Source organism: Alteribacillus sp. YIM 98480 (assembly GCF_009765375.1).
GTDB lineage: Bacteria > Bacillota > Bacilli > Bacillales > Marinococcaceae > Alteribacillus.
This window is the reverse complement of record NZ_VTOK01000002.1, coordinates 25,417-49,201: the sequence shown is the minus strand read 5'-3', so window position 1 is coordinate 49,201 and position 23,785 is coordinate 25,417. Positions and strand designations below refer to the sequence as shown.

The following is a 23,785-nucleotide window of genomic DNA, read 5'->3' as shown; positions in this document are numbered from 1 at the left end:
TAGAAAGGTGATTGATATTAATGTCTACGAAATTTAGCACCAAATTACCTAATTTAAATAATGCAGCTTATTATAATAACCGAGAACTAAGCTGGCTTGCTTTCAATGAAAGAGTGCTCGAAGAAGCCTTAGATGAAAGAAACCCGCTCCTCGAACGATTAAAATTTCTAGGGATCTTCAGTGCGAACCTTGATGAATTTTTCATGGTTAGGGTTGCAGGTTTAAAGGATCAAGTTAAAGCAGGTTTTAACAAACCGGAAAATAAAGCTGGATTAACTCCCAAACAGCAATTAAGTGCGATTACAGAGAAAAACCGTGCATTAGTGCGTTTACAGGACAATTATTATGTAGAAACATTGCTTCCTCTTCTCTCACGTGAACGTATTTCTTTTTTAACAATAAAAGAATTGAATGACGAGCAGATGCGTTATTTAAAATTTTACTTTAAAGAATATGTATTCCCTGTGTTAACTCCAATGGCTGTAGATGCCTACCGGCCGTTTCCGATGCTGCTAAATAAATCGATAAATCTTGCTGTTTTTCTACAAAAAAAAGAAACACAATCAAAAAGAAGTTTAGCAATCGTACAAGTCCCTTCTGTTTTAAACCGCGCCGTGGAGCTCCCAGAGTCTTCTAGATCCAACACGAGTTTCATCATGCTTGAACAAGTGATAAGTGAATTTATCGGCGAACTCTTTGAAGGATATGAAGTAATGTCGGTATCTCCTTTTCGTATTACTAGAAATGCAGATTTAACCATTCATGAAGAAGGGGCGCGTGATTTACTCAGCGAAATCGAAAAAGAACTTAAAAAGAGAAAATGGGGGGCTGCTGTTCGCCTTGAGTATCAAGAGGGGTTGATGGATTCAGAAATGCTCGAGTATCTCACATTTGAATTAGAAATACATGAAAAGGATGTATATCACTTTAGAGGACCTTTAGATCTCACGTTTTTGCTGCCATTACGGAACAGGCTGGCAGGTGAATATGATCATCTCGTCCATGAATCAATTATCCCTCAGCCGCCTCAAGATTTAATGGGGGAAGAAGACATCTTTTCAACTATTTCAAGAAGAGATATATTACTTCATCATCCATACGAATCATTTCAACCAGTGATTGAATTTATTAGCAAAGCAGCTAGAGATCCAGAGGTATTAGCTATTAAACAAACATTATATCGTGTAAGCGGAGACTCCCCTATCATAAAAGCTCTTGAGAAAGCGGCTGGCAACGGAAAACAAGTTACTGTATTGGTAGAACTAAAGGCACGTTTCGATGAAGAAAACAATATTCAATGGGCCAAAAAACTAGAAAAATCAGGCGTTCATGTTATTTATGGCATAACGGGTTTAAAAACGCATAGTAAAATTACCCTGATTGTCAAAAAGCAAAATGGAACAATTAAACGATTCGTCCATCTTGGTACTGGAAATTATAATGATTCAACGGCAAAACTTTACACCGATATGGGGTTATTTACCAGCAAACAAGAGTTTGGTGAAGATGCTACTAATTTTTTTAATTATCTTAGTGGATATAGTAAGAAACCTATTTGGAATCAAATCAGCACATCACCTGGAGAAATACGTGAACATTTATTACAGTATATTGATGAAGAAATTGCCCTTCACCAAAAACATGGAAATGGAAAAATTATTGTAAAAATGAACTCATTAACCGATAAACCACTTATCTTAAAATTGTATGAAGCTTCTATTGCTGGTGTTTCTATTGACCTGATTGTTAGAGGTATTTGTTGTCTTCGTCCAGGTATTAAAGGGATAAGTGAAAACATACACGTGCGAAGCATCGTTGGACGTTTTCTAGAACATACTCGTATTTTTTATTTTCATCACAATGGTGAAGATAAACTATTTTTATCTTCTGCTGATTGGATGACCCGTAACATGGACAAACGTATTGAAATTATGTTTCCTATCTTAGATTATACATTAAAGGAACGTTTGCGAAATGTATTGAAGCTAACGTTGAGTGACAATATCAAAGCACGCGTGCAAGATAAAACAGGCATTTATGAATATGTTTTGCGTCATGCAGAAGAAAAACCGCTGGAAAGTCAGCTCGCATTTTTTGAAATGGCTTCTCAATGGAAAGAATACGAAGATGAATAAATACAAACGTCGATAAACTATTTATAATAGATTAGCTTCAGCGCTCCTATTATTGAGCGCTGAAGCTAACATGCCGTATACCAAAAGAAAAAATGTTTATTGGCTAACTAGTACATCCTGTTTTTCTTCTGCATTTTCCTGAATTTCAAGAGCATACCAGCTTTCTGCGTTCCCATGTTTATCTTCATAAGCTTCTAATCCGCCTATCCCCCGGTGGTAAGCAGTTAAAGCCTTATTCCAATTATCATATTTTTCATGAAGATAATCTAAATACTCAATGGATAATTGAATGGAATAATACGGATCAAATAACCACGAATGGCTGTAAGGCATGTTCGCTTTTTTTGCAATCCAAGGCCCTGTATTCTTCATGAACTGCGCCATACCATAAGCTTTTCCATATTTTGTTTTAGGTCCCACCAGATTCGGATCAAATTTCCCTCCGGTTTCTACATTCAAAAGTTCAAAGACAATGGCCGGATCAATATTTTTCTTTTTTGCTTGATGAACTAAAAATGTTCCCCAATCACGTTCAAATCTGCCGTTACTATCTTCATATAAATGTTCAGCTTGCTTTCTTGCCTCTGCCCATTCATAGTAATCGGCATTCCATTTAATATCTGTTGTTTCTTTTAAAAACCCGATATTTTTTTCAAAGTCTTTCGCTTTATCTAATTCTTCGCTTTTATTTTCAAGCTTTTCAAGACGCTCTTCTATATGGTCTTTTTCAAAACCTGTCATCAAAAATAAAGCAGGTAAAATAATAGTGGTTAATATATATCGTATGGAATTCATTTTGGCACCTCCGATTACGTCTAAAGAGAGGGAATATAGCAATTCAGCAACATCAGCTATTTACCCCAATAACTTTGCCTTAAAACTTTTTGCTCATTACTAATAAAAACACCTACGATATATGTTTTTATCAAATCAATGTAACAGGGTCAATACGTTTAGATCACTTGTAAAAAAGCACAAAAAAATGCCTGAACTTTACAGTTCCGGCATTTTTATATACTTTTATCTACATGTTTTTCTTTAATGGAAACGCTAGTGTTATTACTGTTCCCTCATTAACCTTACTTTCAATTGCAAAAGTACCATTATGTTCTTCCATAATTTTTTTACATAAAGGGATCCCAACACCTGTCCCTTTATCTTTTGTGGTAAAGAAGGGTTTTCCGATGTTAGTTAATACATCATTTGGAATACCGCCTCCATTATCCCTCAACTTGATAACTAAATATCCTTTTTCTGCGAAACTTTGAAGCGTAAATACATTTTTTTTATTATCCCCTGGGAAAGCTTCAATCGAGTTTCTCAGTGCATTTAAAATAATTTGTTTAAACGATGATTCATTAACCTCTACCTTATCAAGAACAGGCTCAACATTATAGTGAAAATGTATGCCTTGCATTAAACATTCTGATCTTATAATGTCAATTACACTTTCTAATAAGTATTTAGGATTTCTTGTTTCTTTTTTTGCTTTTTTTCTTGCAACTGATAAAAAATTATCGATAATTTCATTCATTCGTTCTGTTTCAGAGAGGATAGTATCAGAATACTTATCAAAACTATCTGTTAAGGCAGACAATTGTAAAAATCCTTTTATAACAGATAAAGGATTTCGCAACTCATGAGCAACCCCTGCAGATAAATACGAAACAGACTCCATCTGATCTTGATAGGTCAGAAGATGAGTGTATTTTCTCTCATAAGATAAATCATAAATCATTAACAGTACACTGTTTATATCTTGAAGATACACCCCTTTTAAGTTCAGCCATTCTCCGCTGTGATCATTTTTCACTTCTAATTGAAGTGATGTTTGTTTTTCTAGTACATCTTTAACTAATCGGGATGCTACAGCAAGTCCTTCACTGCCTTCTTTTAATAGTTGAATATTTAATTTATGTCCGCAGTTCTTTTTAGTATCTTCACTGAAATATTGGCGAAACATTTCATTGCTTTGCTCAATATTAAGGGACGGGCTGACAATGGCATAAGCATGCTCAAATTGTGATAGAAGATCATTTAATTCTAAGGAAGGCAATGGAGCCACCATTTCTCTTCCAGTCAACAAAATATATCCATTTTTTAAAGCTCCACTATATTGCATATAAGATTCCTTATTATGAAAACGATGGAGCAAAGAAAAACCAGAATGTAATCCCTTGTCACAAATTTTTTTTATATAGTAAAGTGCTTGTTCAGCATAATAAGAGGTAAAATAATCAAAAAAATAGCGGCTGTCGTTAAAGAGCTCTTCTGCTATACTATTCAAGGAAATGATGTGACCTTCTTTGCTAAGAATTAACTCTGCATCAGACCTTAAATTTTCGAACTCATTTTTAAAATCAATCGTATTTAATGTACGTAATGATTCGTACATATAACCCCTCCTTGTTTAACCAAACCCCCGTTAAGTATCGCTGCTTGTCCTCAGCATTTTATTTATGATTAAACAAACATCCATCCAATCTGCTTTTATTCCATTTCCTGCCTCCCTTTTGATTATACTAAAAATTACAAAAAATGCATACTTTTTTTGCATGTTTATTTACTTATATTTTTAGACTTTATTCCTTGGCTTTCTCACTTATTTTCCATAAATACATATGATGAGAAAGAAAATTGAATCATCTTTTCGACAATTTGGATAAGGGAGCGATCCATGTGAACCGTTTTAAAGACCAATGGATTAAATATAAGATATCCGAACTTCACCCAAAAGACCTTATTCACTACGGTGCTTTATACGGCGTTACTGTATCTTTTGAAGAAGCCTCTGATTTGCTGCATCTTGTTCAATCTAGTCATTGGTCGATAGATGACAAACAATCCATGACAAATATTTTAGAAGAGGCAAAAGAAACCGTCTCACCTGAAACATATGCCCTCTTAAAACAGTTGTTCAAAAATTTCATAGGATAAATTGTATTTAAGAATATGTAAAACCAGCAGCTTTTCTTTTGAAAAACTGCTGGTTTGTAGTGTTTAAGAAATAAGTTCTTTTTTTAAATCTTCATTAAATGTTTCTTCCTTAAACATATTAATTTCATGTCTATATGGTGGTTTTTTATTCTTTTTGTCTGTCCCGACGTAAGGTGTTTCTAGTATTTTTGGGATATTTTCAAACGCTGGATGATGAACCACATAATTGAGAGCTTCAAAACCTATATAACCAAAACCGATATTTTCATGGCGATCTTTCGCGGCTCCTAATTCATTTTTACTGTCATTAACATGCAGCACTTTCAAACGGTCCAAACCAATTACTTTATCAAATGTGTTTAACACTCCATCAAAATCCCTCGCTATGTCATATCCTGCGTCATGAGTGTGACAAGTATCAAAGCAAACAGAAAGCTTTTCATTATGAGTAACTCCCTCTATTATATTCGCTATTTCTTCAAAAGTGCGGCCACACTCCGACCCTTTTCCAGCCATTGTTTCTAAGGCTATTTGGACATTTTGATCTGGATCGATCACTTCATTTAAACCCTCTATTATTTTACTCAGTCCGGCTTCTGTTCCTGCGCCGACATGAGCGCCTGGGTGCAGCACTATTTGTGTTGCACCAATGGATTCTGTCCGTTCGATTTCAGAGCGCAAAAATTCTACGCCTAATTGAAAGGTCTCTGGTTTAGTTGTATTGCCAATATTAATAATATAAGGAGCATGAACTACTACCTCTTTGACACCATTTTCTTGCATGTGCTTTTTGCCTGCTTCAATATTCAGCTCTTCGATCGGTTTTCTGCGTGTATTTTGTGGTGCTCCGGTATAAATCATCATCGCGGAAGCGCCGTAAGATGCAGCTTCCTCGCTTGAACCAAGCAGCATTTTCTTTCCGTTCATAGAGACGTGTGAACCTAATAACATTATAAAATTCCCCCAATTATTTTTTTCTTTTATTTAGTCTTTTTTGCCGCTTCTCCTGCCGCTCTGCTTTCCAGCGAGCCTTCTTTTTATAGCCAGGTTTTATCTTTTTCGGTTTAGGCTTTGGTATAACTGGCCCTTTATTACTTTCTGATTTCATGTTTTGGTTTTTGATTAATGGATTCTCAACCACTGTCCATTCATTTTTTTTCAAATCTAGAAACTGACCCGAAATGCCCTTATTTTGAAGTTTCTTTAACTCTGTATATTCTTCTTTTTCAATAAATGTAAAAGCTTCTCCTGTTTGCCCGGCACGAGCAGTCCGTCCCACTCTATGAACGTAATATTCAAGTTCTTTTGGCAGCGAGTGATTAATGACATGTGAGACGCCTTTGATATCCATCCCTCTGGCTGCTAAATCAGTTGCAACTAAATATTGAATCTGTAATCCATTTACTTTGCGCATTACTTGCTTTCTTTGACGAGGCGGCAATCCGCCATGCAGTACATCTGCATTTAAACCGGCAGCTAGCATTGCTTCTAATACTTGATCAGCGTCTTCTTTTGTCGTTGTAAAAATAATAGCAAAGTATGGACGCAGGCTTTTCGCTAAATGTACTGTTAATTCAGTTCGATCTCTATGTTTTACAAGTATAAACTGATGCTTCATTTTTGCAGGAGCTGTTTGTTCTGGCTTCACATGTACATGTCTTGGATTTTTCATATATTTTCTCAAAAATGGCTGTAATTGTTCTGGTATCGTGGCTGAAAATACCATCATTTGCAAGTTATCCGGCATAAGAGATGCTGCTGGATCTATTTCTTCAATAAATCCCATATCTAGCATTTGATCTGCTTCATCTACTACAAACATTTCCGTTCGATGAACATCAATCGCCTGGTTTTTCGTCATATCATTTAATCGACCTGGTGTGGCAACTATAATATGAGGTGGTTTTTGAAGTCTCTCCATTGTACGCTTTCGATCTGTACCGCCTGTTAGCCGCATTGCTTTAATAATTGAATCACGGTCATTTTTCAAAAGCTTTTGTAGTTCATTGTAGATCTGACCAGCAAGCTCTCGAGTAGGAGCGGTAATTACAGCTTGAATGTATTCATGCTCCGGTCGTATTTTAGTCAGGATAGGGAGCAAAAAAGCAAGCGTTTTGCCCGATCCGGTATGTGATTGTCCAATAACATCACGACCATTTATGATAGCTGGTATCAGCCGTTCCTGTATTTCCATTGGTTTTTCAATGTTTTGTTCTTGTAAAGATTTAATTAAAAATGGGGGCAAGTCAAATCGCTGAAATGCATTCATCGTAACACCGCCTTCTATTTCAAAAGGTTCTATCCTCAAACTATATCATATTGTTTAATTTGCACATCTAGGCAGATGCTATCATATTTTATCATAAACCTGGTCAAAACACAGCTCAAAAACTCCACTTAACAGCTGCGCTTATCAATTAGGTACGGTGCCAAATGGAGAATCACGAACAAATGCTAAACATTTGATTTTTACGTTCTATCACCACTAAACCCTATTTATAAATGAGAGGATGATTACTTTGTTTCCACCCCACCCGCCTTATATGGGAGGGCCGCCTATGCCGCCGCAAACCGCTCCCGTTCAGATGATAAACAGGTTTTTACCGGGCATTTTTAATTCTGGCCCCCAAGCTTCATCTATGTTTCCTGCTGTAGCTCATCCTGGAGGATTTTCAACGTTAATACCTTCCGTTCAAAAGATGATTAATGTAGCCCAGACAGTGACTCCTATGGTCCGTCAATACTATCCATTGGTTAAACAGCTTCCTGCACTCTGGAGTATGCTCTCATCTACGAACCAAACCTCTGAAGATTCTAACAGCACAAGTACGATTAACGAATCAATGGATGACTCAAATTATTCAGAAAAACCTGTCTTCAAAGAAACGGCTGAAGATGCATCATATTTTTCAGAAGCTCCTCCTCCAAAACTTTATATATAGTGTAGAATCAATATCTTTTATGTCGACACCTTTTTACAATTGCTAATACAAATAGTATAATGACCCTAGCATTTCAACAATGCAATTGATGTAAGCAATCAGTTTCAGAGGAGGCTGTTATGGAAGTTATTAAGATTTCCCCACGGGGCTATTGTTACGGTGTCGTTGATGCAATGGTGCTGGCAAAACAGGCAGCAAGCAACCTGGATTTGCCTCGCCCTATTTATATTTTGGGAATGATCGTTCATAATAAACATGTCACAGAAGCATTTGAAGATGAAGGCATTATTTCCTTGGACGGGCCTAACCGTCTAGAAATATTAAAAGAAGTTGATAATGGCACTGTTATATTTACAGCACATGGTGTTTCTCCAGAAGTTAGAAAGCTTGCTAAAGATAAAGGACTAACAACTGTTGATGCTACCTGTCCTGATGTTACTCGAACTCACGACCTTATTCGTGATAAAAAAGCAGATGGATATAACGTCATTTATATTGGTAAAAAAGGACATCCTGAGCCAGAAGGTGCCATCGGGGTAGCTCCCGATATTGTTCATCTCGTTGAATCCATCGAAGACGTAAAGAATCTAAAAATCGACGCAGAAAAAATCATTATCACCAATCAAACTACGATGAGTCAATGGGATGTTTCTGATATTATGAATGAAGCACTAAACCGTTATCCTAACGCAGAAATTCATAATGAAATTTGTATGGCAACACAAGTAAGACAAGAAGCAGTAGCAGAACAAGCAAAAGAGGCTGATTTAATGCTTGTTATTGGAGATCCAAAAAGCAACAACTCAAATAGGCTTGCACAAGTATCAGAAAAAATCGCTGGTACGCCAGCTTATCGAATCGCAGATATAACTGAACTAAATTTGGAATGGCTGCAGGGAATTGAGAAAATTGCAGTTACTGCTGGTGCTTCTACACCTACTCCAATAACGAAAGAAGTTATTCAGTTTTTACAGCAATATGATGAAAACGATCCTTCCACTTGGAAAATAGAGAAAAAAGTAGAAAACTCTAAAATCCTTCCTAAAGTAAAGACAAAAAAGTAAGTTTTTTATGTACAAAAGCGCGGGCCCCTGAAAAAGGACATTATTATTTACTAATAAAGATTTGACCTCTTAAATGAGGCCAAATCTTTTTTTATAAAAACGTAAACGGATCAGTCGACACGTTTGAAGCAATAAAATCAGTACTATATTTTTTAGTATCGAGCAATTCTTCCAATTTATTCTTTACTCCATCTTTCATTATTTTCTCAACATTATGGCCTGGATCTATTAGATTTAACCCTTCCATTTGGGCGTCATGTGCAACATGGTAGTAAAGATCGCCTGTAATATAGACATCAGCACCTTGCAGCTTCGCATAAGACCAATATTTGTTGCCATCTCCGCCTAACAAGGCTACTGTTTTTACTGTATCAGAAAGGGAACCTACTGCCCGAACATGCTCCACATCATATGCCTTTTTTACTTTGTTTACAAAGTCCTCAAGAGAAACAGGGGTTTCTAGCTTTCCAATTCGTCCTAGACCAAGCGTTTCTCCTTCTAAATCAAGTGGATAAATATCATATGCTGGTTCCTCATAAGGGTGAGCTTTTTCTAAAGCTCGAAGCACTTTTTTTAGAATTGGTTCGGGAACTACGGTTTCCATTCTTTTTTCCGCGGCAAACTCCATTTCCCCTTTTTCCCCTAAGTATGGATTTGTATCCTCTCCAGGAATAAATGTACCTGTCCCTTCAGACGAAAACGTACAATGGCTGTATCCTCCTATAAAACCTGCCCCTGCATCACCTAAAGCCTGTCGAACTTCTTCCACATGACTTTCAGGAATAAAAGCAACTAACTTTTTCAATGGCACCTCTTGAGTAGGTACGAGCACTTTGGTTTCTTGAAGTCCTAATGCATCAGCCATCATGTCGTTTACGCCCCCATTTGTAATGTCCAAGTTTGTATGGGCAGCGTATACAGTAATATCATGCTTAATGCATTTTTCAATAATTGGACCTTGTCCTTTAGAAGTATCAATTTGTTTTAAAGGTTTAAAAATCAATGGATGATGGGCAATAATCATATCTACATTTTTAGCAATCGCTTCATCAACAACATCTTCAAGGACATCCAATGCTATCATTACTTTGTGTACCGGCTTATTTAGGGTTCCAACCATTAAACCAACTTTGTCCCCCTCCACGGCTAAAGATTTTGGGGACCACTCTTCAAATAATTGAATAATCGTTTGTCCATTAGCTCGTTTCATTTTTAAAAACCTCCTCTAACAGGCTTAATTTTTTCATTAATTCTTTCTTTTTTGAAAGTACAGCTCCTCTTTCAGAGGCTTTTTCTATCTCTTGTAAAACATACTGCCAGCTTTCTTTTTCCCGTTTCCATTTTTTTATAAAAGCAGAAGGCTGCTTTTTTATTAAATATGGTCCAAATAATTGCCCTGCTTCTTCACTCATTCCAAGAGTCTGATAAGGAAGATAAGGATCTCCAGGTTCTGCGATTAAAATTTCATAAATATGTTCATCTTCTTCTATGATATGTTCATTGATAATTTGCCAATTATTTCTCATCATCCATTTCCGTATTTGGACAGCTCCTACGTTTGGCTGCAATACTAATCGCTTTATATTTTTTAATGAATTCTTTCCATCCTCTAAAATGCTGGAAATAAGCGATCCTCCCATCCCAGCTATAACCGCCGTATCAATATTATCTTCTTCCTTAATAACAGCTAAACCTGGGCCGACTCTTGTTTCAATATATTTTTCCAGGCCTTCTCTTTTAATTTTCTCCACAGCGGAATTAAGTGGTGATTCATTTACGTCTGAAGCTAATGCCCATTCAACTTTCCCGTGTTTTACTAAATAAACAGGAAGATATCCATGATCTGTCCCTATGTCTGCCATCCGTACCTGATACGGAATCTCTTGTGCTATGACAGATAATCGTCTTGATAAGTGTTCTGCATTCATGTTCTTTTTCCTCTCTGATTGTTGTTCCTTCTTAAGAGTTATTTAATGAAGAAAAGATAAAGCTCCCTGAAAAAAGGTAGGCTAAGGTACAGGAACTTCTACTACATACACCTCGTTCGTCCCTGTCTTAGAAAAGCGTAAGCGCCTTGCTCACAAGCGACAAGTCCTGGAGGGGCGGCATATGGAAAGCTGATCTTTGCTTTCCATTGACGAACCGAAGGAACATCGAGCGAGTAGGCGCTGGAGCTAGACATATAAAAAGCCAAAAATTTATAATTTCTTACCTTTAAAAAAAGAAGAGGAAGCACAAAGCGCTCCCTCCCCTGCTTCCATTATTCTTCAGAAAGCGACATTAAGTACTCTGCAATCGCTTCTCCTTCTTCCGCATTAGCAATACCGCCTGGCATATCTCCAATACCGTTTTGCGCAATATCTGCTATTTCTTCTGCGGAAAAGTTTTCACCTGCATCATTAATTGCAGGGTAGTCTCCCTGTCCTTCAAGGTTATCTCCGTGACAGGAAATACAGTTTTCATTAACTAACTCTTCTCCGTATTCTACCGGATCTTGTTCTTCTCCCTCTCCATTCTCGTCATCTGCTTGCTGGTTTAATCCGACAAGGGATAACCCAAGCATCAATAATAAACCGGCTACTGCGGTTAAAAAGAATGGAATCAGCGGTTTATTTTTCACGCTCTTTCCCCCTTCTTCCTATGTATCCTATAATGTGGCGATATGAATCCGCATTCCTTTTATATTTTACTTTATTATAATTAATTAGAAAAGATATAAAGCGGACTTTTATAGTTTTTGTCACTTCCTGTTCAATTATACAAGCTATTCACTGAGCAAAATAATACGTAGCAGCTAATATAAGACCAACTGTACCTGACCATTTCAAATAAGACAACTTCCAATACAAGCCGGCTGATAACCAAATGAAACAATTAATAAAAATGGTAACAGTTAAGAATAAATAATTTTCTTCTAAATTCATCACGGCCGTAGTACTTGCTAAAAAAATGATTAAAGCCCCTATGGCAATCATAATGTGAAACAAAACAATATCCTTTTTTTTTATGTAGTATGCTAAAATCCCTACGAATATAAGAGACAATGTATTTAATAGCGTTTGCACTTGCAACGATAAAGACGTAAAATAAATGACAATAAATGTTAATCCTAATGCACTAAATGCTAATACCAAAGTGCTTATCAACAATGAGACACGGGGAGATTGTTTTGTTGTTTCTTCTTCTAGTTCTTCACCTTCTGAGTATAGCATTAAAAGAAAATCACAATAGTGTTCAGGCAGCAAATGATTTTTTTTCCAGTATTTAATTTCTTTAATAATTATTTTTTTTCTTTCTTCCGTCATAATAAAACTCCCCTGCTGTCCCAAAAAGTGTGTGTTAACATAAACCTAACAAGTTAAAAAGGATTGCCCCCATTTATTATTCTGGAGACAATCCCTTCTTCCTTCTTGTTATTAATCAAGAAAATCTTTTAAGCGTTTACTGCGGCTTGGGTGGCGCAACTTACGCAAAGCTTTTGCTTCAATTTGACGAATTCGTTCTCTCGTAACACCGAACACTTTACCAACTTCCTCGAGTGTCCGAGTTCTTCCATCATCTAGACCAAAACGAAGTCGAAGCACATTTTCTTCTCTATCTGTAAGTGTATCCAGAACGTCTTCAAGTTGTTCTTTTAATAATTCATAAGCAGCAGCATCAGAAGGAGCTAAAGCTTCCTGGTCTTCAATGAAGTCGCCGAGATGCGAGTCATCTTCTTCCCCTATAGGCGTTTCTAATGAGACAGGTTCTTGAGCTATTTTTAGAATCTCTCTTACCTTGTCAGGAGTTAAATCCATTTCTTTTGATACTTCTTCTGGTGTTGGCTCACGCCCTAAGTCTTGAAGAAGCTGCCTTTGCACTCGAATCAATTTATTAATTGTTTCTACCATATGAACTGGTATACGAATTGTACGAGCCTGGTCAGCAATAGCTCTTGTAATTGCTTGACGAATCCACCAAGTAGCGTAGGTGCTGAACTTATAACCTTTATTATAATCAAACTTCTCGACTGCTTTGATAAGGCCCATATTACCTTCTTGTATTAAATCCAAAAACAGCATTCCTCTGCCTACATATCTTTTGGCAATAGAAACAACCAGCCGAAGATTCGCTTCAGCCAAACGTCGTTTAGCTTCTTCATCTCCTTCTTCAATCTGTTTTGCGTAGGTAATTTCTTCTTCTGCAGATAACAGTGGAACTCTGCCGATTTCTTTCAAATACATGCGAACGGGATCATTAATTTTAATTCCAGGCGGGACACTTAAATCATTAAGATCTAACTCTTCTTCTTCTTTTTCAACCTGTTCCATACTCGGAACTTCTTCGCCTTCATTTAATAAATCAATACCTTGTTCTCCCAAGTATTCAAAAAACTCGTCCATTTGGTCTGAATCTTGATCGTATGGAGCAAGTTTTTCTGTTATTTCCGCGTAAGATAAAACCCCGCGTTTTTTTCCGGACTCGAGTAATTGTTCTTTGACTTGATCGATAGACATTTCACCTTCCGCCAATGGGCGTATCGGTTTCTCAGCCATTCGATCCCCTCCTTCCATTCTTCACACCACATCTTATCTGTACACAACAATCTATTCTAAACAAAGTTTGAACTCTCCGACCTTCTAAAGGAAAAGGGCACGTCATCTTTCGCCCCTCGATGTCTGCTGAAAAATCATTTTTAGACTTACTTTAACGAGTTTATTTTTTTAAAGCTTTTTTCATGTCAACTAATTCTGTGGCTAATTGAACAGCTGACTGTATGTCTTGTTTTTTTTCAGCTTCTTTCATTTTTTGCTCTATTTCTTCTATTTCTACCCATTTTGGGTAATTCTTAATCTGACGAATATAATCAACCAATTCATTTTCTGATAAGTGTTTATTGATGTCAAGCATTGCGATTTCAGAAGCCTTTTTAATTAAATCAGGATCTTGCAGTTGATTAATAAAATGTCCCGGGTCAGGCTTGTTTCCCTCTGCATAATAAGCATAAAGATAGGCAGCAATTGCAACGTGTTCTTCAACATTAAAGTCCCCGCCTATTGTTTCTTGAACTTCCATACACACTGTTTTATCCTTCATCATATGAGCAAGCAGCATTCTTTCCGCATTTTGAAAAGCAGGTAAAAGCTGCTTGTTTTTATATGAATCCAAGCCCCATCGTTTGGCCCGGCTTCCATACGTAGAATCATTTCTTTTATCATTGTAATAACGTTTTGATTCTTTATAAATGCGAAACTGTTCTTGTTTTAAAGCATCCAGCGATAAAGAAAACTCGTCAGCCAACTGCCTTAAATAAAAATCCCGTTCGACTGCTTTTGAAAGATACGTCACTTCTTTTAATACTTCTTCTATATATTGAAGTTTTTCTCCTTCATCCTGGAGGTTTTTCTTCCGTTTTAACAGCTGCATTTTAAATGCCATCAATGGAACAGCTGCCTCTATTACTTCGGATTTAAATCGTTTTGCGCCATTAGCTTTGATATAATCATCCGGGTCTTCCTTATCAGGTAAAAGGGCCACCTGCACAATTAGCCCTTCTTGTTCAAGAATTTGAGCCGATCTTCTTGCAGCATCTTGTCCCGCATTATCACCATCAAAGCAAATAATAATACGTTCGGTGTTTCTGCGTATGATTTTTGCTTGCCTTTCTGTCATGGAGGTCCCTAATACAGCAATTGCATTCGTAATACCTGCATTACTGGCTGCTATTACATCAGCATACCCTTCAAATAACACTGCTGTATTTGATTTCCGGATCTCCTTCCTTGCCAAATGCATACCGTAAAGTGTTTCATTTTTTTTAAATATTGATGTTTCAGGGCTGTTTAAATACTTTGGTTCACCTTCTCCAAGCACTCTTCCCCCAAAACCAACAGTATGCCCTTGTATATCTTGAATCGGAAACATTATTCTATTTCTAAACCTGTCTTTTAAATCCCAATTAGATTCTTGTCGAAGAAGCAATCCCGCCTCTTCCATTTCTTGAAGATTAAATTTTCTTTTTTCTAGCAAACCCTTTAAAACATTTGAATGATCCGGAGAATAACCTAATTGAAAACGTTCCATCATTTCAGGCGAAAATCCACGACGAAGTAAATAATCATATGCTTCTTTGCCTTGTTCGGTATTCATTAGCAAATGATGATAAAATCTCGCTGCAAGTTCATGAGCTTCTATTTTCTTGTGATGCGTAGAATAGCCAGCTTGTCCCGATTTAGAATAACCGGTTTCAGGCACGGATATTCCAGCTTTAGAGCCAAGTTTTCCTAAAGCTTCTACAAAACCGACTTTCTCCATTTCCATGACAAAAGTAATCGCATTTCCACCTGCCCCGCAGCCAAAGCAGTGATATAGCTGACGATCGGGAGACACGGAAAAGGAGGGAGTTTTTTCCCCATGAAAGGGACACAGTCCCATATAGTGCTTTCCTTGTTTTTTTAATTGAATGTATTCGCTGATAATTTCTACAATGTCAAGGGATTGGCGGATTTCAGCAACGGTTTCATCTGGTATATACTGTGCCAAGTGCTGATCCCCCTGTCTTCTTAGTCAATAAAACCTTTAATCTCTAGTCTTTGTTAATAACTTTTCGAGTGCACAAACAAACCTTTTTTTGTCCTCATTTTTAAAGGAAGGCGTGCTTTTTGGTTTGGTTTTTCCCCTTTTCATTTGAATTCCCTCATATCTGTTCATCAATAGATAATCAATTTCTCCATTGTTATAAAGATGTCCTCTCGGTGAAAGAGCGTTTGCTCCTTTTTGGAGTACAACAGCAGCTAGACCATTGTCTTGAGTAATGACGACATCGTTTGAATAAATATGATTTAATATATAAATGTCTACTGCTTCCGGTTCTGCATCTAAAGTGACAGTTTGGGAATAATAATTTGTTGTAGTAACATGTGCAAAAGTGAAAACAAAATAGGATTCCATCTGATATGTTTTGGCTAAAGTATCTATTTCCTCTTTGACAGGGCATGCGTCTGCATCCGTGAAAATAACTATAGCTGATCGTCCTTTCTCTTAATTCGACAACATTAAACAAAATCCTTCCACTTCGAAATTTGTTTTAAAGAAATTATTCATCTAATCAATTTTTTCACACAATATTTCATTATAAACTATTTTTTCTTAAAAAACTATTAATATGAATGAATTTCATAATTCATTTCTATATCATCATAAACGAACATTGTATAAAATTACCTCGTTATCGTTCATGAATAGTAGAAAAAGCTGCTCTTTACTGAGCAGCTCTAACCTTTTTGAAACATATTTGTAATTAAATTTGCCGTTTCCTCGACAGCTTTACTTGATACATCAATAACAGTACAGCCGATTTTTCCCATTACTTTTTCGGAGTATTCTAGTTCCTCTTTAATACGCTCTAATTTTGCATAATTAGCTTCTGCTTTTAATCCAAGAGCTCTTAGCCGCTCCGTTCTAATATCATTTAATTTCTCTGGACTAATGCGCAGGCCTATACATTTTTTAGGCGATATTTTAAATAATTCTTCCGGCGGTTCTACTTCTGGAACAAGCGGGACATTTGCCACTTTTAGACGTTTGTGTGCTAAGTATTGAGATAAAGGAGTTTTTGAAGTTCTTGAGACTCCTACAAGCACTATATCTGCTCTAATAATCCCGCGGGGATCTCTTCCATCATCGTACTTGACAGCAAATTCAATTGCCTCTACTTTTCTAAAATAATCTTCATCCAATCGATAAACTAGGCCTGGTTCGTATTTTGGCTCCTGGCCTGTAACGCTCACCATTTTATTAAGCATAGGACCTATAATGTCAACCGTTTCTACTCCAGCTGCTTTTGCTTTCTCTAAAAGATAATTATTTTTCTCAGGTATTACAAGAGTATAAGCAATCATAGCTTTGACCTCTTTTGCCAGGTCTATAACTTCATCAATGGTACTTTCATCTTCTACGTAAGGAATTCGGCGAATTTCCATTCCTTTCTCACCAAATTGACTAGCAGCCGCTTTCACTACTAATTCTGCGGTTTCTCCAACCGAATCCGATACCACATAAACGATTGGACGTTGGCTGTTCATGTTCGCCATCCCCTTCCCTCCAGGTCATTTGCTTTATAGAAGCTGATCATGTGATAAATCTACAAGTACTTTCGTCATGTTTGTTTTTGTAACTCTTCCTATCACTTCGAGATTATTATCCGCATCTTTCTTTATTACAGGTAAGGCATCAATTTGCTTTTCAATTAATTTGTTTGCAACTTCTATAACGAGATCATCTTTTTCACACACTGTTATATTAGGCATTCTAGTCATAATAATACTAACAGGCATCGTCTCTAAATCTTGTTTTCCAATGCTTGCCCGAAGTAAGTCTTTTCTTGATAAAACCCCGATAAGAGAAGCTGTTTTATTAACGACAAATAATGTTCCCACATCTTCTAAAAACATTGTGCAAATAGCATCATAGACAGAACTCGATTCATTTACAACAACCGGTATGGATTGGTAGTCCTGAACAGTAAGCTTTTTTACTTTTTCCGTTAATAGCTGTGAACCTGTTTTACCTGTATAAAAATAACCCACTCGTGGTCTGGCGTCTAAAAATCCAGCCATCGTTAATATAGCCAAATCGGGTCGGAGTGTGGCTCTTGTAAGAGAAAGCTTCTCAGCAATTTGTTCCCCAGTGATCGGCCCACTGTCTTTTACAATACCTAATATTTCTTCTTGTCTCCCTGTAAGTTCGATTGTCATCACCGCCTTAAGACTCTCTCCTTACGATAAACGTCCTCGATGAGCATTCACTATATGTCTCCTAAAATTCCGGAGAGCTCTTTTTTTTATACTTTAGGAAAGTTTAACTTTATTAGAGGATCAAAGTATAAGTAAAACTACGTCTTCCGCCATAGGACTCGGCGGCAAGCCGAGTTTTTCTAATCCCATTATATCTTACTGCCCTAATGTATGACTATCGATAACACTTATCAGGAGGAAAATACAATGTGCTGAAAGTTTGCGAAACGATGAATTTCAGAAGACAATTTGGACATTTGAGTAAGTCGATTTTCTTTTATTTCCTCATCTTCACTCATAACCATAACGTGATCAAAATAATGGTGAATTACAGGTTTTATCTCTTCAAGTAAAGTAAACGCTTCTTCTACCTTTGCAGCTGCTAGTTGATTCGGAAGTTCTTGTCTTAGCCTTAAATATGCTTCATATAATTCTTTTTCTTGATTTTCTGCTAGTAAATTTGTATTCACGTTGTTCTCGTTGTTATTTTCTTTTTTAGCAATATTAGTTATCCTGCTTAGCGCTTCGACGGTATCTTTGAAGTTTTCATCTTGTAGTTTTGTCTGTAAAAATTCTGCTTTTTTTACAACTAGACCGACTGGTTCTCCTGTCTTTTCAAGTACTGCATCAGCGATATCATAACGGATAGAACGCTCTGACAAAATGTTTTTCAACCGCAAACCGAAAAAGGATAAAATGTCCTGTTTCACCTCCGCACTAGTTCGCTTCAATATGCCGGAATTTTCAAGGCTTTCGATCGTTATATTAACTAAATCTTCCAAACGTACGGAGAAATCATGCTCTAGCAAAATTTGCGCAGCACCTGCTGCTTGACGTCTTAATCCGTATGGATCTTGAGAGCCGGTAGGAATCATTCCAATTCCAAAGCAGGCGGTGATCGTATCCAGCTTTTCAGCCAAACCTAGAACAGCACCTGTAATAGTACTTGGAGCCTCATCACTTGCATATCTAGGCTGATAATGCTCCTTAATAGCTGCGGCCACATTTTCATTTTCGCCTGCCATTAGTGCGTATTTCTCTCCCATAATACCTTGAAGTTCTGAAAACTCATCTACCATTAACGTTACAAGGTCAAATTTTGAAAGAACAGCAGCCCGTTCAATATCAATATGTTTGTTTTTTTCTACTCCGAGTATTTGTCCGAAAGCTGGAGCTATTTTTTTAAGACGTCTGATTTTATCCCCAATCGTTCCCAGCTCTTCCTGAAAGACAATATGATCTAATTTAGCAGCAGCTTCCTCTGGGTGTAGTTTCTGATCTTCTTGATAAAAAAACTTCGCGTCTGATAAACGGGCTCTTAATACTTTTTCATTTCCTTTTTTAACATTGTCTAAGTATTCCCTGTTGCCGTTTCTCACAGCAATAAAGTAAGGAAGCAGTTTCCCTGATTTATCTTCTACTGGAAAATAGCGCTGATGTTCACGCATCGACGTTATTAGTACTTCATCTGGAATGTTAAGAAATTCCTCATCGAATGAACCGTAAAACGCAGTTGGATACTCTACCAGATTATTCACTTCTTCTAATAAACCATCATCAACAGGAATAGACCAATTCTCTTTTTCTGCAATTTCATCTATTTGCTGGCGAATCGCTTCTTTTCTCTTGTGGGGATTTACAATGACATATTGATTAAGTAATTCTTCTTCATAATGATTGGTATCAAAAATTTCTACTTCTGTTCCTAAAAACCTGTGTCCAAATGTTTTCCTTCCGCTTTTTACATCCGTAATATGAAAAGGAATGACTTTGTCGCCAAATATTGCAACAATCCAATGTATAGGGCGTACGTATTTTAAAGAATAAGAACCCCAGCGCATGTTTTTAGGGAAACTTAAGTTGGTAATTATAGCTTCGAGCTCTAATAAAAGTTCAGACGTGTACTTCCCTTTTATGTCTTTATTAGCAAAAACGTATTCTGTTCCTTTTAACTCTTTAAAAAATAGAGCGTTTAGATCTTCGTCTTGTCCTTTTGCAAAGCCAATAGCAGCCTTTGTCCATTCCCCATTATCGTCTAATGCAATTTTTTTTGAAGGTCCTTTCGCTTCCTCTGTGATATCATCCTGCTTTTCGGCCAATTCATTTATACGCACAGCCAAACGACGCGGCGTAGAAAACGCTTCAATAGATTGGAAAGAAATTCGTTTTTCTTTCATCCATTCTTCGAGCTTATTTTGCAATTGATTCATGGCATCCGTTACGAAACGAGCCGGCATTTCTTCAAGACCTATTTCTAGTAAAAAGTTATTATTGCTCATTGGTTTCGCCCCCCTTTTTGCTGAGCATTGGAAAGTCAAGACGTTCTCTTTCCTCATAATAAGCAGCTGCACACTTTCTAGCCAGATTTCTGACTCGTCCAATATAACCTGTTCTTTCTGTCACAGATATTGCTCCCCCAGCATCCAGCAAATTAAATACATGAGAACATTTTAGTACATAGTCATACGCCGGAAATACAAGATTTTCAGCAATGGCTCTCTCCGCTTCCTTTTCATACGTATTAAACTCATTAAAAAGCATGTTATGATCAGCTACTTCAAAAGTATATTTAGAATGTTCATATTCCGGCTGATGAAAAACATCTCCATAAGTAAAGTCATCTACCCAGATAAGATCAAAAACATTTTCTTTGTCTTGAATATAGGATGCCAGCCGTTCGATTCCATATGTAATTTCAACTGCTACAGGATTAGCGTCAATTCCTCCTACTTGTTGAAAATAGGTGAACTGAGTTATTTCCATACCATCAAGCCATACTTCCCAGCCAAGTCCCCAAGCACTTAATGTTGGAGCTTCCCAGTTATCTTCTACAAAACGTATATCATGTTCGGCCGGGTCAATACCTAATTCTTTTAAACTTTTTAAATAAAGCTCTTGAATATTAGAAGGAGATGGTTTCATAATAACCTGAAATTGATGGTGTTGATAAAGGCGATTTGGATTTTCTCCATACCTTCCATCAGCAGGGCGTCTAGAAGGTTCAACGTACGCTACATTCCAAGGCTCTGGCCCGATACTTCGTAAAAACGTCATCGGGTTCATTGTTCCTGCCCCTTTTTCTACATCGTAAGCTTGCATAATTAAACAGTTTTGTCTTGACCAAAAGTTTTGCAACGTCAAAATCATATCTTGTACGTTCAATCAAATCCCTCCTCATTATTTAGAAAAGCAGTACGTTTATAACGGTGAAAACCTGCGTTTGATTTATACTGTGATCCAACGAAAAATCCCGTCCCTACACCAGATACATTTATCTGGTATAGGGACGGGACAAACCCGCGGTTCCACCCTATTTGCTTCGTATTAAATACTAAGCCGCTTTTAATTCTTAATTGCTCCGGAACGCCTTCATTGCCATATTTACCGCAGCTCTCACCATCCTGCGTTCGCTAAATAAACATAGGACAACTACTACTTTCCATCTACACACACTATAATGAATGTATTAGCATCATACTTAATTCAAATCGTACTGTCAAGTTTTCTTCTAAAACCTTCTTATAAATTCCAGTTCTCCATTTGTTCTAAAAAGCGTTTGGATTTTAAAATTAAGCCGGAATATTCGTCATAATAAGTGTGTAATACTTGTTTTAGCTCATCTTTTGTTTGCTTTTTTAACGATATTTCACCAAGCCTCTCTACATCCATGTAAAAAAAGGTTCTTAATAGCTGTACCGTTTTGGGTTGAATGTCGAACCGGTAATCATCTGCTGCTTTACAAACCTGGCACAAAAACCCTGCTTCTTTAACAGAAAAACTAAACGTTCCTTCTGTCCTGCTACACCGTACACATTTATCAAATTCCGGTTTTATACCAGCTTGAGCAGTCATTTTTGTCTCAAAAATTCTGGTCAAAATTTCTGGATCATTATCTTCATTCATTTTCTGTAATAACTGTAAAAACATTTCAAATAAATAAGGATTCCTCTCTTTTTCATCTGTCAGCTTATCAAGCAGTTCAGACATATAGGAAGCATAAGCCGTTTTAAAAATATCGCCTCGGACGATTCGAAAAGAATCTATACTGTCCCCTTGATTCAGGGTACTCATACCTGTCCCCTTGTAATACAAAAACATTCCATAAACAAATGGCTGCGCTACAGCGGAAAACCTATTTTTTGGTTTTTTAGCTCCGCGTGCCATAACGGAAATTTTTCCAACTTCCCGTGTGTACAACCTTAATATAACGTTTGTTTCTCCATAAGATATCGTTCGCAGAACAATTCCTTCTGCTTTATCGAGCATGGCTTTCATTCCTTAACAGGCACTGTGCTTTACTCCATCTCATCCTCCATGAAAGAGAGCTGATCTTCATTTTCTTCGGAGAAGTTAGCCTGTTCTAATTCTTTTGTTAAAAGATAAGCGTTAATGTTTCCTGTCATAAAAAAGTATTTCCAGGAAAAATCACGGTCTTCAAACATGGTAAGCCACCCTTTCTTCTTCCAGCATAATTGCTGTTATTACATAGAATGGCTTAATAACCAAAAAGCATGACCTGTAATTTTTCCCTATATGGATACATTCGTAAAAGTTTAATTTATCGGGGGCATTTGAGCCGCTTAACCTGCTGTATATTTTTCCAAGTGATGGTTCGTAAAATTAATACTCATCCTCTTTATAACCATGTTCATTAAGCTGATATTGATTGTTTCTCCAGTCTTTTTGAACCTTAACCCATAGATCAAGAAACACTTTTGAACCTAAAAGCGTTTCAATGTCATGGCGGGAGCGTTGGCCAATTTCTTTTAGCATCCTTCCTTGTTTGCCAATAATAATTCCTTTTTGCGAAGAACGTTCGACCACAATAACAGCAGATATATATACCGCTCCATTTTCTCTTTCTTTTATTTGTTCAATCGAAACAGCGATAGAGTGCGGTATTTCTTCTGTTGTTAAATGAAGAACTTTTTCACGGACGAGCTCACTAATGACAAAACGTTCCGGATGGTCCGTGATCTGGTCTTCCGGATAGTATTGCGGCCCTTCTTCCATGTACTGTGTAATCTGCTCAAGCAGCGTTTCTACATTATTTCCTTTAAGAGCTGAAATAGGTATTACCTCTGCAAAATCAGCAAGCTTACGATATTGCTCAATTTTCTCAAGCAGGTTGTCAGGATGAATTTGATCCACTTTATTTATAACTAAAAAAACGGGTGTGGACGTTTGTTTCAGCTTATTAATAATAAATTCTTCACCCGCACCGTACTTTTGAGCAGCGTCAACAAGAAATAATATGATATCAACTTCTTGTAAGGATTGTACAGCAGTTTGGACCATGAAGTCCCCTAATTTATGTTTCGGTTTATGAATACCCGGGGTGTCAATAAAAACAATCTGAGAGTCAGAAGTTGTATATACCCCTTGAATTTTATTTCTCGTTGTTTGCGGTTTATCGCTCATTATTGCAATTTTTTCACCAATAATATGATTTAATAATGTTGATTTCCCTGCATTTGGTCTGCCTATTAATGCAGCAAAACCTGATTTAAACATTTTGTCCATCTTGAAAATCCTCCGCTTGGAATGCTCCAGGTAAAAGTTCTGCTACAGTTGTTACTTGAATATCACCTTTTAAGTTCCCTAAAATCACTTTGCCTGCAGGAGGGAAAAATTCAGACAACACTTGCCTGCAGGCACCGCATGGAGACACAGGTCCATCAGTATCTGCTACAACAGCTATCGTTTTCAGATCATGATTACCTTGACTGACAGCTTTAAAGACTGCCGTACGTTCAGCACAATTTGTTAAACCATAGGAAGCATTTTCGATATTGCATCCGCTGAATATTTCATTGTTTCCGTTGACTGCTGCAGCTCCAACGGGAAAGTTAGAATAAGGAACATAAGCTTGGTTTCTGGCTTCGATTGCTTCCTTAAGCAAATCTTTTTCCGTAGTCATTATTCCATTCTCC

General features: G+C 37.0%; 24 protein-coding genes. 4 read left to right on the top strand and 20 right to left on the bottom strand.

What is annotated here, in order from left to right; genetic code table 11:
- Window positions 1-20: 20 nt before the first annotated feature.
- Complete coding sequence (locus tag FZF09_RS02870; protein ID WP_158735084.1) at window positions 21-2,135, top strand: RNA degradosome polyphosphate kinase; 2,115 nt, start codon at window positions 21-23, stop codon at window positions 2,133-2,135.
- A gap of 96 nt (window positions 2,136-2,231) precedes the next feature.
- Here FZF09_RS02870 and FZF09_RS02865 read toward each other — a convergent pair whose 3' ends face one another.
- Window positions 2,232-2,930 carry a lytic transglycosylase domain-containing protein gene (locus tag FZF09_RS02865; protein ID WP_233269383.1) on the bottom strand — a complete coding sequence of 233 codons (699 nt, stop codon included), beginning with the start codon at window positions 2,928-2,930 and terminating at the stop codon, window positions 2,232-2,234.
- Between the two features lie 229 nt (window positions 2,931-3,159).
- Window positions 3,160-4,530, bottom strand: coding sequence for an ATP-binding protein (locus tag FZF09_RS02860; RefSeq protein WP_158735083.1), 1,371 nt, complete (start codon window positions 4,528-4,530; stop codon window positions 3,160-3,162).
- A gap of 284 nt (window positions 4,531-4,814) precedes the next feature.
- Here FZF09_RS02860 and FZF09_RS02855 point away from each other — a divergent pair, with 284 nt between their 5' ends.
- The gene (locus FZF09_RS02855; protein WP_158735082.1) at window positions 4,815-5,072 is read left to right on the top strand and encodes a DUF2624 family protein; all 258 of its coding nucleotides are present in this window, start codon (window positions 4,815-4,817) and stop codon (window positions 5,070-5,072) included.
- Window positions 5,073-5,135: 63 nt separating this feature from the next.
- Here the strand turns inward: FZF09_RS02855 and FZF09_RS02850 are convergent, their stop codons facing one another.
- Both FZF09_RS02850 and FZF09_RS02845 read right to left on the bottom strand, forming a co-directional pair.
- Window positions 5,136-6,026 (bottom strand): deoxyribonuclease IV, encoded by an 891-nt coding sequence (locus FZF09_RS02850; protein ID WP_158735422.1) that lies wholly within the window; start codon window positions 6,024-6,026, stop codon window positions 5,136-5,138.
- Between the two features lie 13 nt (window positions 6,027-6,039).
- Complete coding sequence (locus tag FZF09_RS02845) at window positions 6,040-7,341, bottom strand: DEAD/DEAH box helicase (protein WP_158735081.1); 1,302 nt, start codon at window positions 7,339-7,341, stop codon at window positions 6,040-6,042.
- Window positions 7,342-7,630: 289 nt separating this feature from the next.
- On the opposite strand from FZF09_RS02845, the gene vrrA reads away from it, so the two are divergent.
- Both vrrA and FZF09_RS02835 read left to right on the top strand, forming a co-directional pair.
- Window positions 7,631-8,014, top strand: coding sequence for a VrrA/YqfQ family protein (gene vrrA, locus FZF09_RS02840; RefSeq protein WP_158735080.1), 384 nt, complete (start codon window positions 7,631-7,633; stop codon window positions 8,012-8,014).
- Between the two features lie 119 nt (window positions 8,015-8,133).
- Window positions 8,134-9,078, top strand: coding sequence for a 4-hydroxy-3-methylbut-2-enyl diphosphate reductase (locus FZF09_RS02835; RefSeq protein WP_158735079.1), 945 nt, complete (start codon window positions 8,134-8,136; stop codon window positions 9,076-9,078).
- Window positions 9,079-9,169: 91 nt separating this feature from the next.
- Here the strand turns inward: FZF09_RS02835 and FZF09_RS02830 are convergent, their stop codons facing one another.
- From FZF09_RS02830 to FZF09_RS02755, 16 genes are all read right to left on the bottom strand, one after another.
- Entirely contained in the window at window positions 9,170-10,288 is a 1,119-nt protein-coding gene (locus FZF09_RS02830) for a Nif3-like dinuclear metal center hexameric protein (protein WP_158735078.1), read from the bottom strand.
- Entirely contained in the window at window positions 10,275-11,006 is a 732-nt protein-coding gene (locus FZF09_RS02825; protein WP_158735077.1) for a tRNA (adenine(22)-N(1))-methyltransferase, read from the bottom strand. Before FZF09_RS02825 ends, FZF09_RS02830 begins: the two co-directional genes overlap by 14 nt.
- 101 nt (window positions 11,007-11,107) lie before the next feature.
- Complete coding sequence (locus tag FZF09_RS02820; protein WP_158735076.1) at window positions 11,108-11,314, bottom strand: hypothetical protein; 207 nt, start codon at window positions 11,312-11,314, stop codon at window positions 11,108-11,110.
- Window positions 11,315-11,338: 24 nt separating this feature from the next.
- Window positions 11,339-11,698, bottom strand: coding sequence for a c-type cytochrome (locus tag FZF09_RS02815; RefSeq protein ID WP_158735075.1), 360 nt, complete (start codon window positions 11,696-11,698; stop codon window positions 11,339-11,341).
- Window positions 11,699-11,846: 148 nt separating this feature from the next.
- A complete protein-coding gene (locus tag FZF09_RS02810; protein ID WP_158735074.1) occupies window positions 11,847-12,383 on the bottom strand; it encodes a hypothetical protein in 537 nt (178 codons plus the stop codon).
- Window positions 12,384-12,494: 111 nt separating this feature from the next.
- A complete protein-coding gene (gene rpoD / locus FZF09_RS02805; protein WP_091587166.1) occupies window positions 12,495-13,613 on the bottom strand; it encodes an RNA polymerase sigma factor RpoD in 1,119 nt (372 codons plus the stop codon).
- A gap of 160 nt (window positions 13,614-13,773) precedes the next feature.
- On the bottom strand, window positions 13,774-15,600 hold the full coding sequence (gene dnaG / locus FZF09_RS02800; RefSeq protein ID WP_158735073.1) for a DNA primase: 1,827 nt from the start codon (window positions 15,598-15,600) through the stop codon (window positions 13,774-13,776).
- Window positions 15,601-15,636: 36 nt separating this feature from the next.
- Window positions 15,637-16,035 carry a DUF188 domain-containing protein gene (locus tag FZF09_RS02795; RefSeq protein WP_255450348.1) on the bottom strand — a complete coding sequence of 133 codons (399 nt, stop codon included), beginning with the start codon at window positions 16,033-16,035 and terminating at the stop codon, window positions 15,637-15,639.
- Window positions 16,036-16,331: 296 nt separating this feature from the next.
- Entirely contained in the window at window positions 16,332-17,141 is an 810-nt protein-coding gene (locus FZF09_RS02790) for a pyruvate, water dikinase regulatory protein (protein ID WP_370514418.1), read from the bottom strand.
- A 33-nt stretch (window positions 17,142-17,174) separates the two neighbouring features.
- The gene (gene ccpN / locus FZF09_RS02785) at window positions 17,175-17,816 is read right to left on the bottom strand and encodes a transcriptional regulator CcpN (protein ID WP_158735070.1); all 642 of its coding nucleotides are present in this window, start codon (window positions 17,814-17,816) and stop codon (window positions 17,175-17,177) included.
- Between the two features lie 227 nt (window positions 17,817-18,043).
- The gene (gene glyS, locus FZF09_RS02780; RefSeq protein ID WP_158735069.1) at window positions 18,044-20,131 is read right to left on the bottom strand and encodes a glycine--tRNA ligase subunit beta; all 2,088 of its coding nucleotides are present in this window, start codon (window positions 20,129-20,131) and stop codon (window positions 18,044-18,046) included.
- The gene (gene glyQ, locus FZF09_RS02775) at window positions 20,121-21,014 is read right to left on the bottom strand and encodes a glycine--tRNA ligase subunit alpha (RefSeq protein ID WP_158735068.1); all 894 of its coding nucleotides are present in this window, start codon (window positions 21,012-21,014) and stop codon (window positions 20,121-20,123) included. The genes glyS and glyQ overlap by 11 nt, the downstream gene beginning before the upstream one ends.
- 357 nt (window positions 21,015-21,371) lie before the next feature.
- Window positions 21,372-22,118, bottom strand: a complete 747-nt coding sequence (recO, locus tag FZF09_RS02770) for a DNA repair protein RecO (RefSeq protein ID WP_158735067.1) — start codon at window positions 22,116-22,118, stop codon at window positions 21,372-21,374.
- A 29-nt stretch (window positions 22,119-22,147) separates the two neighbouring features.
- Window positions 22,148-22,294 (bottom strand): YqzL family protein, encoded by a 147-nt coding sequence (locus FZF09_RS02765; protein ID WP_158735066.1) that lies wholly within the window; start codon window positions 22,292-22,294, stop codon window positions 22,148-22,150.
- Window positions 22,295-22,472: 178 nt separating this feature from the next.
- The gene (gene era, locus FZF09_RS02760) at window positions 22,473-23,375 is read right to left on the bottom strand and encodes a GTPase Era (RefSeq protein ID WP_158735065.1); all 903 of its coding nucleotides are present in this window, start codon (window positions 23,373-23,375) and stop codon (window positions 22,473-22,475) included.
- Entirely contained in the window at window positions 23,359-23,772 is a 414-nt protein-coding gene (locus FZF09_RS02755) for a cytidine deaminase (protein ID WP_158735064.1), read from the bottom strand. Before FZF09_RS02755 ends, era begins: the two co-directional genes overlap by 17 nt.
- Between the last annotated feature and the right edge of the window lie 13 nt (window positions 23,773-23,785).